Genomic DNA, 14,008 nt, shown 5'->3' on the forward strand with positions numbered 1-14,008 from the left:
TCTTTCTCCATTCGGGACGATCAGCTCGACACGATCAGCCGGTCAGGGCCGCGCCCGCCAGCGACACCAGGAACGCGCAGCCGAGCAGCACCGCGAGCCGCGCCGAGTGGCGGCTCCACAGGGCGTGCCAGTCGCCGGGGTGGCGCAGCGCGGCCGTCGTCATCAGCGCCCGGCCCAGGCCGAACCCGACGCCCGCCCACAGCGCGCCCGCCGGCGGCGCGGTGAGCAGCACCGCCAGCGCCGCCGCGTACGGCAGCCCGCTGGGCAGGTAGGTCCGCACGCCCGTGCCCATCTCCAGGCCGAACTGGAGCGGACCGAGCAGGCGGCCCAGCCGGAACACGCTCTCCGGCACCAGCCGCCGGTTCTCCGGCAGCGCGAACCGCAGCACGCGCGCCTCCCGCAGCAGCAGGGCGACGAGCGCCAGGGCCACCAGCGCCCACCGCAGCCACCCCGGCAGCGGCACGCGCAGCAGCGAGCCGACCACCAGGAGCGCGGCGGCGCTGAGCGCGCCCCCGAGGAGCAGGCCGGCGCGGAACGCCAGCGCGGGTGTGCCTCGCCAGACCGGCGAGCTCAGCACGTCGGCCGAGTTCCGGCTTCAAGTGGAGCCGGACGTGGCGAACCCGGCGGTGACGCCGAGGAACAGCCACGGCGCGAACGCCGCCCCGCCCGCCGACGCGGCGGTGAGCGCGACGGCGAGGACGACCGGGTGCCACGGCATCAGACCCTGGCCCGGCAGATCGTCAGGTACGTCTGCCCGGTCTGCCCGCCGCCCCAGTAGGTGCTGAACCCGTCGGAGCAGCGGTAGACCTTGCCGTCCGGCGTGGTCCAGCGCCAGGCGTTCTTGGCGGACAGGGTGCCGCACGTGGTGGCGACCGGCATGTGGTCGACCTGCACGTCCCCGACGGTGACCGTGCCGTACTTGTGCCAGCCCGCCTCGCAGAACTCGCTGCTGCGCCACGACCCGGCGTAGCAGGCGGCGTAGGTGTTGGTGAACTCGCCGCCGGTGTCGCCGTCCTCCGGGTAGCCGGTGGGGTAGGCGTCGCGGCAGTCCGTGCGGTCCCAGCCGGTGAGGGCGTTCGGGCCGGTCTCGGCGCGGGCGCGGCGCGGGAAGGACAGCGCGGCGGCCCCGAGGGTCAGCGCGCCCAGCGCCACGGCCTTGAGCACGGTGCGCCGCCGCGCCGGTTCCAGGTCGCGCAGGGCGGTGCTGCGGCCCGCGCCGGGGTCGGGACCGTCCAGGTCAGGGATCGAGTCGAACGCGGGCATCGCGCACCCCCCACTCGTCGAGCACGTCGTCGACCTGTTCCTCGCGCACCGGCAGCACCGTGCGCGCCACCCGCCCGTCCGGGCCGACCAGCATCAGCACGGGCGGCGCGAGGTGCGACACGACCCGCCACGCCTCGCGGTCGGACGCCACCTCCAGGCCCGCGTCCCACGCGTCCGGCGACTCGTGGGTGAGCAGCAGCGCGCGGCTCGTGCCGGTGAGCCGCCGCGCCACGGCCACGCACAGCGGGCACCCGGAGTCGGCGGCCAGCACCACGCGCCCGGCGAAGCGCGGGCCCAGCACCAGGTCCGGTTGCGCCGCGGAGAACCCGCCGGGGTCGCGGGCCACGGCCGCGCGCAGCAGCCGCACCTCCCGCAGCACGGCGGCCAGGCCCAGGAACAGCACCAGGATCGCGACCCAGGTGAGGACGGCGAACGCCGTGCCGGGGTTCACGCCGCGCTCCACGCCACGCCGATGCCGTCCAGCCAGTCGAGGCGCTCGGCGTCGGTCCGGTGCGGCGAGCCGGAGAGCTGCACCTCGGCCACGCCCGCCGCGCAGCCGAGCACGAACAGGTGGTCCGCCGCCCTGGGCGAGCCCGCCGCGCCGGGCAGCGCGACCTTCCACACCTCGCCGTGGCGCGTGGGGGCGCCCGCGTGCGCCGGGACGTGGTCGCGCGCCTGGCGCGGCCCGGGCACCGCGACCGACCCGAAGTCGCGCACCACGAGCACGAGGTGCTCGCTCATCGCGTCGAGCAGCGTCGCCGCGCGGGGGGCGACCACCATGCCCGGTACCCGGTCGTCCACGCGCAGCGAGTTGAACAGGGCGAAGACCCGTTCCCGGCGGGGCGCGGGGCCCGCGTACACGGTCATCAGCTCGTGGTAGGCGCCCATCAGCGTGGCCACCGAGGACTCGCCGTCGTGCGCCTCGGCGACCACGACCTCCCGACCGTGCACCAGGAACCGGTCGGTGGTGGTGGCGGGCGCGACGTGCGTGCAGGCGAAGTCGTGGTAGCCGCGCGGTCCGATCTGGAAGCCGGTGCCGTAGGACCCGCCCGCGAACCGCACGGCGGCGGCGACACTGCTCACCGGAGCGGTGTCCGGCAACGTCACGGTGACCCGGTCGCCGCTGGGGGCGACCAGGTCTAATCGTTGTTCGGCGGTCACGCGGGCAGACGCTAGAACACCTGCCGCGCCACCTCCACCGGCTTGCACCGGACAGCGCGCCGCCCGAAGTCATCCGGTCGGACCGGGTTTGAACCGCGCTAAGACGGGAACGGCTGCTGCTCCGCCGGTGTTGCCGGGCGATCCGGTCGCGGCACCTCCCCGGTGCGGGGTCGTGCTGCGGACGGCCGGTTCGGCGCACCGAACCGGCGTGCGACCGGCCACCCCGGCCGATGTTTCACGCGCAGTGACGAGGGTAGTCGGACGGTGACCACAGTGGGGCAGTCGAAGGGGGAAACCGCCATGCGCGTCGGCATCGTGCTGGTCGCGGCGCTGTGCACCGCGGTCGGGTGCGGCGGGGGTGACGACACGGCCGCGCCGGCGTCGGGCTCGCCGTCGTCCACGTCCGGGTCCACGTCCGGGTCCGCGCCGTCCACGTCGCCGTCCGAGGTGACCAACCGCCACGTCGGCGTGCTGGCCGAGGTCGCGTCCGCGGACACCGCGTTCACCTACGACCCGGTGGCCGCCCCGCCCGGCGCGGAGCTGGAGCTCCAGGTCGCCGAGGGCGAGGGGTCGACCACCGTGCGGCTGCTGGTGAACGGCCTCCAGCCCGACCGCGGCTACGCCGTGCACGCGCACACCGAGGCGTGCGGGAAGACGGGGGCCGACGCCGGTCCGCACTTCCAGCACGACCAGGACCCGGCCGCCGCGCCGGACAAGCCGTCCACGGACCCGGCGTACGCCAACCCGCGGAACGAGATCTGGCTCGACCTGACCACCGACGCGCAGGGCGCGGCCACCAGCGAGACCACCGTGCCGTTCGACTTCACCGACCGCGCGCCCGCGTCGGTCGTGCTGCACGAGAAGGAGGCCACGGCCACCGAACCGGGCCAGGCGGGCAGCGCCGGCGGCCGGGTCGCCTGCCTGACCGCGCCGTTCACCGGGGCCTGACCGGTCCCGTCGACCTGTCCCGCCGGACCCGTCGTCGATCGAGGACGGTGGCCGTCCTCGATCGCCCCTACCTTCGTCTTCGCCGGACCGGACGAAGGAGAACGCGATGAGCAGGGTCGACCGCAACCAACCGCTGGGCACGCCGACCTGGATCGACCTCGCGGTCGCGGACCCGGCGGGCGCGCGGGCGTTCTACGGCGCCGTGTTCGGCTGGCGGTTCGCCCCCTCCGCGATCGGGACCGACTGCCTGCTGGGCGGTCTGCCGGTCGCGGGGCTGCGCGAGGCGGACGGCGGCGGGTGGACCGTCCACCTCGCCACGGACGACTGCGACGCCACCGCGAAACGGGTCGTGGCCGCCGGCGGCGAGGTGCTCGACGGCCCGCACGACGTGGGCGACCTCGTGCGCACGGCCCTCGCCGTCGACCCGACCGGCGCGCGGTTCGGGCTCTGGCAGGGCCGGGCGCACCCCGGCTGCCGCCTGGTGAACGAGCCGGGCACGTTGGTGCGCAACGACCTGGTGACCGCCGAGCCCGAGGCCGCCCGGACCTTCTATCGGGCCGTCTTCGACTTCACCCTCGACGGCAACGACGACCTGCCGGACTGGGACTTCACCTTCCTGCGCCGCCCGGACGGTCACGAGGTCGGCGGCGTCCTCGGCCTGCCCGGCGCGCCCGCCTCGGCGTGGGCGACCTGCTTCGAGGTGGCCGACACGGACGCCACCGTCGCCGCGGTACTGGCCGCCGGTGGCACGTCCGCCGACCCGCAGGACACCCCGTACGGCCGGTCGGCGGTGCTCACCGACCCGTTCGGGACGGAGTTCTCGGTGATCGCGCGCCCGTGACGCCGGTCGGGCGGGTGGCCGGCCGCCCGCCCGGGTCCCGGCCACCCGCCCGCGTCAACGCCGGTCGAGGAGCATCGCCAGGTCCACCGCGTTCGCCATCGCCTCGGTGCCCGCGTCGTTCGGGTGCAGGTGGTCGCCGCTGTCGTAGGCCGGGTCGAGGGTGGCGTCGTCGCCCGGCGCGTGGGTCGCGGCGGCGAAGTCGACCACGCCGTCGAACTCGCCGGACGTCCTGATCCACTCGTTGAGCGCCCGCCAGGTCGCCTCGCGCTCCTCGGTCCAGACGAACGAGCCCTTGAACGGCAGGATCGTGCCGCCGTAGACCGCGACGCCCCTCGCCCGCGCCTGGGCGATCACGCTGCGGTGCCCGGCGATCAGGTCCTCGGCGGACGCGCTGTAGCCGATGTCGTTGACCGCCTCCAGGACGATCACGGCCTCGACGCCGGACTGCGAGAGCACGTCGCGCCGCACGCGCGTCACGCCCGCCACCCCGTAGTACGGCTCGCCCTCGCGGTCGGCGATGAGCCGGTTGCCGCCCAGGCCCGCGTTGACGACGGACAGCGTCCGGCCGGGCACGGCGTCCAGCCGCCGGGCCAGGAAGTCCGGCCACCGCCGGTTCGCGCCGCCGGTGGTGCTGGCGGTGTCGGTGATCGAGTCCCCGAACGCCACCACCGTCCCGGTCACCCGGCGGGCGGGCGCGACGTCCACGCCGTCCACGACCATCCAGCACGGCGTGTCGGTGAACCCGCCGGACAGCGCGCCCGTGCGGTCGCCCGCGGCCAGGTAGTTGCCCTGCGCGGTGAACGGGTGGTTGGTCAGCGGCCCGGTGGCCCCCGGCAGGTAGGCGCTCACCAGCAGCGTCGACAGCGCCTCGACCCGCAGGTCGACCGGGTCGCTGAACACCTCGCGCCCCGCCGGGACAGTGATGCCGCGCGAGCCCCGGAACGTCAGCCCCCGCAATGTGCCCGGCACGACCGCGTCGCCGTCCTGCCGCACGCCGACCGTCACCCGCCCGACCCGCAGCGGCGCGGTGCCGAACGCGTTGGTCACGCGGACCCGCACCGACCGGCCGCCGGTGCTGAGGAACACGACGTTGCGCACGGTCTGGTCGGCCAGCCCCCGCCCCGCGGGGCACGTGCTCCAGGGGATCTCCGAGCCCACCACCGGGCTCGCCGCCCACCCGGCGACCCAGTGCGGTCCGCCGTGCGCGACGGCCGCCGGTTGCAGCGCGGTGGTCGCCACGAGCGCGGCGACCACCGCCAACGTGCCTCTGTGCCCTGCCACGGAACTCTCCTCGCCAGTCGTCGTCGGCGGCGGTGGGCCGACCGTGGCAGCGGTCTTGTTAACCGGTCAAGTTCAGCGGGACGAGCGGTGCGGGAGCTGCGACGAGTGGTCTCCCCGCCGGAACGGGAGCGGGGCGGGCGAGCCCCCTGGCCCCGCCCGCCCCGCGCCCCGGTCACGCCGTCACGGCGCGAGCGTCGTCAGCACCGCCACCTCGGACTCGTCGTGCGGCAGGTACTTCACCCGCACGATCATGCCCACCTGGAGCTGCGGGACGGCGCTGGGCGGCAGGTTCTTCTCCTGCGTCAGGTCGAACGCCGACCCGTCCCGGCGGGTGACGCGCAGCGCCAGCCGGACCACGACCCGGCCGTCGCGGACCTCGCCGGTCGGGGTCATGGCCAGGACGACGGCCTGCGCGTCCAGGCCCTGCTCGGCGATGCGCAGCTGCTGCGGGGTGATGTGCCCCTTCGCCACCTGCACCAGGTCGAGGGCGCGCTGGAGCTCGTGCTGCGGCGCGTCGGTGGCCAGCGCCGCGCGGCCGTCGGGCAGGTAGCGGACCGGCAGGATCGCGCCCGGCTGCACGGCGCCCAGCTCGGTGAGGTCGACGAGCTGCTTCGCGGTGGCCTGGAACGACCGGCCGTCGGGGGTGTCGACCTGGAGCCGGATGGCGAGCTGCGGCTGGTCGTTGACGCTCATCCCGGTGCGGGCGATGCCGAGCACGGTGCCGATCCCGATCGGCGCGCCGAGGAACTCGCGGGGCACGCCGCCGCGCAGGGCCGCCAGGCTGCCGCCGACCGACCGGGAGACGGCGAACACCGTGGGCACGGCCGACACCAGCAGGGCCGGGCCGACCATCCAGCCGTTGAGCCAGGCGAACTCGTCCTCGCCGGTCAGGCCGTTGGCGACCCAGGCGCCGGTGAGCACCAGGCAGACGAGGAGGGTGGTCCAGGCGATGACCTTCACGTGAGTTCCTCTCAGGAGGGGTTGCCGAAGAAGTCGGTCGAGCCGACGTCGAGCACGGACAGGGAGCCGTCGGGGCGGGCGAGGACCACCTCGTCGCCGGTGACCACGGCGGTGCCGCCGTCCGGTCCGGTGAGGGCGCGGGCCACCGGGGAACCGGTGCCGACGGTGCCGGTGACGAGGCCGGTGGCCAGCGAGACGGCGCTGAGCGCGGTGCCCGCGTCGTTGACCGACGGCCGGTGCTGCACGAGGACGTGACCGGCCGGGGTGGCCTCGGTCACCAGCGCCGCGCCGTGGAACGCGGTGCCGCCGAGCGGCACCTCGCCGGGCAGGCGGACCAGGGCGGCGCCCACCGGCAGGTCGTGCAGCCCCACCGCCTCCTGCCCGAGGCGCACCGCGGTGGCGGTGGGCGGTGGCGGCGGCGGGGCGCTGTCCGGGGACAGCCGGCCCGCCCACGGCCCGGGTTCGGCGGGCACGGCCGCGAGGGTGTCCAGCGGCACGGCGAGCACGCCGCCGTTCGCGTCGAGGGCCATCACGCGCCGGGTCTCCGCGTCGTAGCCGTAGGCCGTGCGGGCGGTCAGGTGGGCGTCGCCCACCACCTCGGCGGCCCCCGCCACCACGGACCCGTCCGCCAGCGACACGACCACCAGCCCGGAGGTGGTGGCCAGGTAGGCGTAGCGGTCCCCGGCGGCCAGCACGGACGCCTCCCACGCCAGTTCGTCGGACAGCTGCGCGTCCCACAGCAGCTCGCCGGACGCGGTGTCGACGGCGGCCAGCCGCACCTGGAACATGTCCCGCACGACCAGCTGGAACATGCCGCGCGAACCGTGCAGGTCGTAGGGCACCAGCACCGCCGGGCGGCCCTCCACCCGGGCGAACGCCACGCCGGGGTGCACCTCGGCGTCCGGTTCCGGCATCAGCAGGTAGGTCCCGCCGAAGAACGCGAGCGCGAACAGCACCAGCGGCAACGGCAGCACGAACCGCACGACCCGCACGAGGCCGCCGCGGCGGCGGTGCGGCGTCTCGTAGGGCGCGATCGGCGAGTACTGCTCCGGCATCCCGTACATCGGGTGCTCCCTCCTCCGTGGTGGTGCCAGCGTCCGGCGCGACCCGCTCCTACCGATCACAGGAACGGCTAGGCTCGTGGCCGTGACCACCGCGAACGCCGTGACGGCGACGCTGCCGCGCGGCCTGCTGATCGCCCGGGCGTGGGCGGAGCTGGGTGACGCGGTCGCGCCGTTGAGCGGGGCCGCCGGCCGGCCGCTGGCCCGCACGGTCAAGCTGCTGCTGGACCCGCTGGTGCTGAGACCGGTGCTGAACCCGGGGTTCGCGGCGGGCGCGGTGGCCGTGGAGCACGTCGACGCCCTGCGCGCCCGCATCGCCGAGGCCGGGCCGGTGCTGGCGGCGACGGCGAGCTGGTTCCTGGTGCTGAAGAAGGAGCGCCGCCGGCTGCGCATCACCGAGGGCAACCCGCAGGACCTGTACTTCCAGCGCTGCTTCGAGCTGGCCACCGCGCACGGCGAACCGGGCCCGGACGCGGCGGCGCACGCCCGCGCCGCGCTGGCCGAGGCGCACGACCGGGAGGGGCCGACCGTCGCGGACCTGCGCGACTTCGTCACCGACGCGGCCAACGCGGGCGAGCTGACCCGGCTGCTGCACGCCACCTGGGAGGCGATGACCGCGCCGCGGCCCACCCGGCTGCCGGTGGCGACCGCCGACTTCCTCGCCACCTGCGCCGCGTCCCCGGACCGCGCCCTGTTCCGGGCCCTGGTCGAGCACGCGACGGGCACCGCGGGCGCGGCCGACCTGGGGCGGCCGGGGGTGGCGCTCGCGCACGGCCTGACCGACCGCGACCGGCCGCGGCGACCGGAGCTGGGCGCCGGCGCGTCCACCAGGACCCTGCCCAAGCCGTTCGACCGGTCGATCGTGGAACGGCTGTTCCTGCCGCTGACGAACGCCGCGTCGCGGGCCGGGCTGGACGACGTGCCCGCGCTCGTGCGGCGGGAGATCGGCCGGTCGGCGGGCGCGTGGCAGCTCGCGGACGAGGAGAGCCGGGTGGCGATGGTGCTGGGCCGGGAGGCGTCGGCCGACCTGGCGGGCGACCCGACGGGCCCACCGGGCGGCGCGGCGGCCAGGCTGCGGCTGCGCTGGGAGCGGGAGGCGTACGTGCGGCGGGCGCTGCGGGCGCCGCTGGACGTGCCGCCGGAGGTGCGCGCCGACGTGCACGCGGTGCGCGAGGCGTACCTGCGGCGGCTGTGGGTGCGGGTGCACGGGCGCGAGCTGCGGCACGACCCGGTGACCGCCGACGAGGTGTGGGACGTGCTCGACGGCGTGCTGCGGTCGGTGGTGCTGGACCAGCGCGACCGGCTGAGGTCGGTCCTGGAGCGGGGGGCCGGGGCGTGAGGGTGACGCGGGAGCGGGTCCTGGTGGTCGGCGACTGGCCGGTGCTGCCCGAGCGCACCGCGCTGGTGGAGGCGGCCGGCGCGCTGCTGGCGTGGGACGTGCTGGCGGACGGGCCGCCCGCCGCGCGGGTCGACGACCCGGGGCGTGCCGCCGACTGGCTGTGGGAGGTCTACGGCGACGCGGCCGGGGCGGTGCTCGCCGGCGCGGACGAGGTGGACGTGCCGGCGGACGGCGACTGGCGGGTCCGCGACGCGTGCCGGGTCCTCGCCCAGCTGGAGTGGGCGCGGGCGTGGTGGCCCGCGTCGCTCCCGGCCGGGGTGCCGCCGCTGGACCCGGTGCTGCTGGCCGCCGAGCGCGCCGTCGCCACCTCCGCCGTCGAGCACCTGCTGGACGACCCGGACGCGACGGCGCGGGCGGTGGCGGAGGTCGTGGGGGAGGTGCCCGACCCGGTGCTGGCGGCACGGGTCGCCGCGCTGGCCGAGGACTTCGGCGTCGTGCCCGAACCCGCGCCGACCCGCTCGTCCTACGCGCTCGCGGCGGGCGGCACCGGCTACCGGGGCGGCGTGACGGTCCTGTCCGGACTGTCCGCAGTGGACTGGATGCTGGTGCCGGCGGGGGCGGTGGACGCCGCCGCGCCCGCCGAGTGGGCCGTCGTGCGGCGGCAGGGCGGCACCTTCCTGGACGTCAGCGTCCTCGCCGCCCCCACCGGCGGTCCCGGGTCGAGGCTGGCGGCGCGGTTCGACCTGTTCGACGTGCCGCTCGACGCCACCGACGACCTGGGCCGCGTCACGGGGTCCTCGCCGGTGCCCTCCACCGCGCTGCTGCTGCCGCCCGAACGGCGGGTGCTGACCGTCTACGCACCGGACTTCGCCCAACCCGCGCCGCCCGCGCCCGACGCCGGGGAGCGCCGGGCCGCGATCCTCGCCTACGCCCGCTCCCGGCTCGGCTCGCCGACCGCGACGCTCACCGAGCGGGCCGCCCGGTGACGTCCTGGGAGGACCTGAACGACCGCGGCGTGGGGCTGGCGGCGCAGGGGGACCTGGAAGGTGCCCGCACGGCGCTCGCCGCGGCCCTCGACGCCGTCCCGCCCGACGGGCGCGCCGACGTGCTGCTCAACCTCGCCCACGTCGTGGAGGCGCTCGGCGACCCGCGGCACGCCCTCGACCTGCTGACCGAGGCCCTGGCGCGGGAACCGGGGCGGGCCGACCTGGTCGCCGCGCGCGCCGACGTCCTGCGGTCCCTGGACCGGTGGGACGAGGCGTGGCGGGACGTCGAACGGGCGCTGGCGACCGCCGACCCCGAGGGGGAAGCCGTGCTGCGCGACACCCGCGTGGTGCTGCTGGCCGCGGCCGGGCGGACGACCGAGGCGCTCCGGGAGGCGGAGGAGGCCGTGCGGCTCGCCTCCCGGCACGCGCCGCACCTGGTCGCGAACCTGTACGCCACCCTGGCGCTGCTCGCCGAGCAGGCCGGTGACGGCGCGCGGGCCGAGGAGTACCGGCGGCTGGCGGACGCCCCCGGCGCGGGGCTGACCGACGAGCGCTGGGCGCGCGCCGTCGAGCTGAACGCCCGGGGCACGGTGCTCGCCGCCTCCGGCGACGTGGCCGGGGCGATCGGGGTCTTCGAGGCCGCCTACCGCGAGACCCTGGTGTCCGACGACGCCGAAGCCCTGGTGTGCCGGGCGGGCGTGGCCGGGAACCTGGCGAACCTGACCGACCCGCACCGCTGGGCCACCGCGGCGGTGGACGCGGGCCGGGCGGCGACGGCGCTGGTCGGTGACGCCTACAGCACGTCGTCCGTCCTGGTCGGGGCGCTCGTGGCGCGGGCGCGGTGGCTGCACGGGCGGGCCAGGGCGGCGGAGGCGCTGGCCGACCTGGACGAGGCCCTGGAGCTGGGCCACCAGGAGGTGGTCGTCCGGGCCGTGCGCGCCCTCGTGCTGGCCACCGGCGGGTGGTACGCGGAGGCCGAGGCGGAGGGGCGGCGCGCCCTGGACCTCGCGTACGCGCAGGCACCGCTGTTCGCCGCGTTCACGCACCGCACCCTGGCCGAGGTCGCGAGCGGCACGGGGGACCTCGCCGGCGCGCTGGAGCACCTGACCCTGGCGCGCGAGCTGTGCGCCGCCGGCGGTGACCTCGACGGCGAGGTGACCGCGCTGGTGAGCGCCGGGCGGGTGGCCTACCTGTCCGCCGACGCCGACCGCGCGGACGCCCTGTACGGCGAGGCCGAGCAGGTGGCCGACAGCCCCCGCCTGCGCGCGGTCTGCTTGCATGGGCGGGGCGCGGTGGCACTGCTGCGCGGCCGGCCGCACGACGCGCTGGCGCTGCTCGACCGCGCCGCCGACCTGCTCGGCGCGGACGCCACGCCGCTGGAGGTGGTGGCCGTCCAGCAGGTGCGCGGCGCGGCGCTGGAGGCGCTGGGCCGGTTCGCCGAGGCCGAGTCCCGCTACGCGGAGGCCGCCGCGGTGTGCGAGTCGGCCGGGCTGTGGCACGTGGCGCTCGGCGCGGCGTGGTGGCGCGCGGACGCCCTGGTGCGCCGCGCGGCGGCCGCGGCGGGGGAGGAGCGGCGGGCGCTGGCCGGACGGGCGCTGGACCTGGCGCTGCCCGCCGCCCTGGCCGCCGAGGCCGTGCGGCAGCGCTTCCCGCACGGTCCGCTGCGCGAGCGGTGGGCGGCGCTGGCCTCCGCGCCCGCGACGAGGTCGGCGTTCCTGGCGATCCGGGCCGTCGAGGACGTGGCGCTGGCCGCCGAGTACGTCGACCACGTGGCGGGGTCGGTGTCGCTGGGCGCGTCGGGCGTGCCGGTGGAGCGCGGTGAGCTGGTCTCGCTGCCCGTGCCGCCGCCGGTCGCGGACCACCTGCCGTACGCGGCCTCCGGGTTCCCCGGTGGCGACGACCCGGCGTTCGCCCCCCTCGGCTTCGCGCTGCCGCCCAGGGTGCGGGTGGACCCGGCGACGCCGTCCGCGCTCGACCGCTGGATCGACGTGGCGGCCGAGCGGTACGGGTTCCCGGTGCGCGCGGACCGGGCGGTGGCGTCGTGGTGACCGTGCAGCTCAAGTACGTCGACGCCGACGACCTGTACCTGTCGTGGCGCTGGGAGCACCTGCCCGCCGAACCCCGCGTGCTGGTCCTGCCGCGCGAACGGGTCGCCGGCGTGCTGGCGGAGTGGGCGGCGGCCGTGCCGTCGCCGCTGCCGGGGGAGAGCGCGCTCGACGCGCTGCGCCGCGCCCTCGCCGACCTGCCGGACCGCGCCCGCGAGGCCGACCTGACCACCCGGCTCGCCGCCGCGCTGGTGCCCCGGCAGCTGGCCGACGAGCTGAACCCCCTGCTGGCGCGGGGCGTCCGGCCGCACCTGCGCGTGCGCCCGTCGCCGTCCACCGCCCTGGTGCCGTGGGAGGCGCTGCGCGTGGACGAGGGCCGCCGCGCCGTGCACGACCTCGACATCTCCGTGCTGCCGCCGGTGACGGTGGCCAACGACCCCGGCCGCGCGGTGTCCCCGTTCGACCCGGCGGGCGCGGTGGTGGAGGTCGTCGACCCGAAGGTGCCGGGCTTCCCCGACGACTCGGCCCTCGGCTCGGTGCTCGGCGCGCCCCGCGAGGTCGAGGTGGACCGCGACCGGTTGGAGGCCGCCCTCGCCACCGCCGCCCGCTTCACCTACGTCGGCCACGTCACCACCGGCGGCCACGGCCTCGACGCCCGCCTGCACCTGTCGTGCACCGCCGCGACGACCGGCCGCGCCGCGGTCCTCGGCGACCACCGGCCGCTGACCGCCGCGGACGTCGCCCTCGGCCACCGCCCCGGCCCGCCCCGGCCGTGGCGCATCCCCAACCGGGTGGCCCTGATCGCCTGCGAGAGCGGCGGCGACCTGCGCTTCGCCGAACCGTCCGGGCTGGTCACGGCGATGGTCCACGGCGGTGCCGAGCACGTCACCGCGACCCGCTGGACGCTGCCCACGGACGAGGGGCTGCGCCGCCTCGTGCCGGGCTTCCCGCCGACGCCGGTGCTGCCGCCGACCATCCGGGCGGTCGACCTGGCCCACCGCGCCGACGCCCCGGCCGCCGCGCTCAACGCGTGGCAGCGCGACCTGGCGACCCGGTGGGAGGAGACCGGCGACCCGACGTGCTCGCCCCTGCTGTGGGGCGCGTTCACCACGACCTGGGCGCCGGGACCCCGGCCGCGCTGACCCGCGCCGTCACCCGGTGAAGGCCAGCACCGCCCGCACGACCTCGGGGCCGTCCAGCAGCACCCGGTCGTTGTGGTCCGCGCCCGGCACCACGACCGCGCGCCCGCCCGCCGCCGCGGCCACCGCGCGGCTCTGCTCCGGCGGCACCACGGAGTCCGCGTCCCCGCAGAGCACGGTGACCGGGGCGGACGTGCGGGCCACGTGGTCGACCGTGCGGAACTCGTCCAGCAGCAGCCACCGCACCGGCAGGAACGGGTAGTGCCGCCGACCCACCGCCGCCAGGTCCGTGAACGGCGACCGCAGCACCACCCCGGCGGGCGGGTGCTCGACGGCCAGCTCCGCGACCACCGCCGACCCCAGGCTCTCCCCGAAGTACACCAGCGGCGCGCCGGTCGAGCGCACCAGGAAGTCCCGCGCCGCCCGCACGTCCAGCGCCAGCCCCTCCTCGGTCGGCGACCCCGGGTTGCCGCCGAAGCCCCGGTACTCCAGCAGCAGCACGGACAGGCCGCGCGCCGTCAGCGCCCGCGCCAGCGGCACCCGCAGCGACCGGTTGCCCGCGTTGCCCGGCGCGACCAGCACGGCGGCCCGCGCGTCCGCGACGGGGAAGTGCCAGGCCGTCAACCGCAGCCCGTCACCGGTGGTCAGCACCACCTCGTGCGCGCCGGTCGGCGGCCCGCCCGCCGCGCCGGACGGCAGGAACACGAGCTTGCGCTGGAACGCGAACGCGCCACCGAGGACCACGACCACGATGGTGACGACCGCGGCCGACCAGAGCAACACGCGCCTGCGCACGCCACCATCATCGCGCCCACGCCCGCCGCCGCCTGCCCCGGCCGCCGTCACCCCTGGCCGCCGTCATCCTGGCCACCGCCAGCCGCCGCCACCGCCAGCCGCCGCCTGTCCCGGCTGCCGCCACCCCTGGCCACCCCCGACCGCCGCCCGCCTTGGCCGCCGCCCGCCCTGGATACCGCCCGCCCTGGC

The 14,008-nt window shown here is 77.2% G+C and carries 15 protein-coding genes; 6 read left to right on the forward strand and 9 right to left on the reverse strand.

The features are described 5' to 3' along the window. Nucleotides 1-34: 34 nt before the first annotated feature. From ACRAKJ_RS17545 to ACRAKJ_RS17565, 5 genes are read right to left on the reverse strand one after another with little or no spacing between them, the layout of a single operon-like run. Nucleotides 35-577: a hypothetical protein gene (locus ACRAKJ_RS17545; protein WP_438919731.1), complete on the reverse strand. Its 543-nt coding sequence runs from the start codon at nt 575-577 to the stop codon at nt 35-37. 18 nt (nt 578-595) lie between these two features. Beyond that, nucleotides 596-718 carry a hypothetical protein gene (locus tag ACRAKJ_RS17550; protein WP_438919732.1) on the reverse strand — a complete coding sequence of 41 codons (123 nt, stop codon included), beginning with the start codon at nt 716-718 and terminating at the stop codon, nt 596-598. After that, entirely contained in the window at nt 718-1,263 is a 546-nt protein-coding gene (locus ACRAKJ_RS17555) for a hypothetical protein (RefSeq protein WP_438919733.1), read from the reverse strand. The genes ACRAKJ_RS17550 and ACRAKJ_RS17555 overlap by 1 nt, the downstream gene beginning before the upstream one ends. Then, on the reverse strand, nt 1,238-1,714 hold the full coding sequence (locus ACRAKJ_RS17560; RefSeq protein ID WP_438919734.1) for a hypothetical protein: 477 nt from the start codon (nt 1,712-1,714) through the stop codon (nt 1,238-1,240). Before ACRAKJ_RS17560 ends, ACRAKJ_RS17555 begins: the two co-directional genes overlap by 26 nt. Continuing rightward, nucleotides 1,711-2,424 (reverse strand): hypothetical protein, encoded by a 714-nt coding sequence (locus ACRAKJ_RS17565; RefSeq protein ID WP_438919735.1) that lies wholly within the window; start codon nt 2,422-2,424, stop codon nt 1,711-1,713. The genes ACRAKJ_RS17560 and ACRAKJ_RS17565 overlap by 4 nt, the downstream gene beginning before the upstream one ends. A 300-nt stretch (nt 2,425-2,724) precedes the next feature. Between ACRAKJ_RS17565 and ACRAKJ_RS17570 the strand changes: the two genes are divergently transcribed. Further along, on the forward strand, nt 2,725-3,372 hold the full coding sequence (locus tag ACRAKJ_RS17570) for a superoxide dismutase family protein (protein ID WP_438919736.1): 648 nt from the start codon (nt 2,725-2,727) through the stop codon (nt 3,370-3,372). A gap of 106 nt (nt 3,373-3,478) precedes the next feature. After that, complete coding sequence (locus ACRAKJ_RS17575) at nt 3,479-4,213, forward strand: VOC family protein (RefSeq protein WP_438919737.1); 735 nt, start codon at nt 3,479-3,481, stop codon at nt 4,211-4,213. 54 nt (nt 4,214-4,267) lie between these two features. Here the strand turns inward: ACRAKJ_RS17575 and ACRAKJ_RS17580 are convergent, their stop codons facing one another. From ACRAKJ_RS17580 to ACRAKJ_RS17590, 3 genes are all read right to left on the reverse strand, one after another. Further along, nucleotides 4,268-5,494, reverse strand: a complete 1,227-nt coding sequence (locus ACRAKJ_RS17580) for a GDSL-type esterase/lipase family protein (RefSeq protein ID WP_438919738.1) — start codon at nt 5,492-5,494, stop codon at nt 4,268-4,270. Nucleotides 5,495-5,674: 180 nt separating this feature from the next. After that, nucleotides 5,675-6,454: a hypothetical protein gene (locus ACRAKJ_RS17585; RefSeq protein WP_438919739.1), complete on the reverse strand. Its 780-nt coding sequence runs from the start codon at nt 6,452-6,454 to the stop codon at nt 5,675-5,677. 11 nt (nt 6,455-6,465) lie between these two features. Beyond that, entirely contained in the window at nt 6,466-7,518 is a 1,053-nt protein-coding gene (locus ACRAKJ_RS17590) for a PA2928 family protein (RefSeq protein WP_438919740.1), read from the reverse strand. Nucleotides 7,519-7,600: 82 nt separating this feature from the next. On the opposite strand from ACRAKJ_RS17590, the gene ACRAKJ_RS17595 reads away from it, so the two are divergent. From ACRAKJ_RS17595 to ACRAKJ_RS17610, 4 genes are read left to right on the forward strand one after another with little or no spacing between them, the layout of a single operon-like run. Continuing rightward, nucleotides 7,601-8,854, forward strand: a complete 1,254-nt coding sequence (locus tag ACRAKJ_RS17595) for a hypothetical protein (RefSeq protein ID WP_438919741.1) — start codon at nt 7,601-7,603, stop codon at nt 8,852-8,854. Then, a complete protein-coding gene (locus ACRAKJ_RS17600; RefSeq protein WP_438919742.1) occupies nt 8,851-9,840 on the forward strand; it encodes a hypothetical protein in 990 nt (329 codons plus the stop codon). Before ACRAKJ_RS17595 ends, ACRAKJ_RS17600 begins: the two co-directional genes overlap by 4 nt. Then, nucleotides 9,837-11,888, forward strand: coding sequence for a hypothetical protein (locus tag ACRAKJ_RS17605; protein WP_438919743.1), 2,052 nt, complete (start codon nt 9,837-9,839; stop codon nt 11,886-11,888). Before ACRAKJ_RS17600 ends, ACRAKJ_RS17605 begins: the two co-directional genes overlap by 4 nt. After that, the gene (locus tag ACRAKJ_RS17610) at nt 11,882-13,027 is read left to right on the forward strand and encodes a CHAT domain-containing protein (RefSeq protein WP_438919744.1); all 1,146 of its coding nucleotides are present in this window, start codon (nt 11,882-11,884) and stop codon (nt 13,025-13,027) included. Before ACRAKJ_RS17605 ends, ACRAKJ_RS17610 begins: the two co-directional genes overlap by 7 nt. A gap of 9 nt (nt 13,028-13,036) precedes the next feature. Here ACRAKJ_RS17610 and ACRAKJ_RS17615 read toward each other — a convergent pair whose 3' ends face one another. Further along, complete coding sequence (locus ACRAKJ_RS17615; RefSeq protein ID WP_438919745.1) at nt 13,037-13,819, reverse strand: alpha/beta fold hydrolase; 783 nt, start codon at nt 13,817-13,819, stop codon at nt 13,037-13,039. Nucleotides 13,820-14,008 lie beyond the last annotated feature (189 nt).

This window comes from Saccharothrix sp. DSM 118769 (genome assembly GCF_052936295.1).

What these genes read in the sequence shown, in the direction of transcription:
- ACRAKJ_RS17550 (WP_438919732.1), bottom strand. Translation starts at nt 718, where the DNA reads ATGCCGTGGCACCCGGTCGTCCTCGCCGTCGCGCTCACCGCCGCGTCG.
- ACRAKJ_RS17555 (WP_438919733.1), bottom strand. Translation starts at nt 1,263, where the DNA reads ATGCCCGCGTTCGACTCGATCCCTGACCTGGACGGTCCCGACCCCGGC.
- ACRAKJ_RS17570 (WP_438919736.1), top strand. Translation starts at nt 2,725, where the DNA reads ATGCGCGTCGGCATCGTGCTGGTCGCGGCGCTGTGCACCGCGGTCGGG.
- ACRAKJ_RS17575 (WP_438919737.1), top strand. Translation starts at nt 3,479, where the DNA reads ATGAGCAGGGTCGACCGCAACCAACCGCTGGGCACGCCGACCTGGATC.
- ACRAKJ_RS17590 (WP_438919740.1), bottom strand. Translation starts at nt 7,518, where the DNA reads ATGTACGGGATGCCGGAGCAGTACTCGCCGATCGCGCCCTACGAGACG.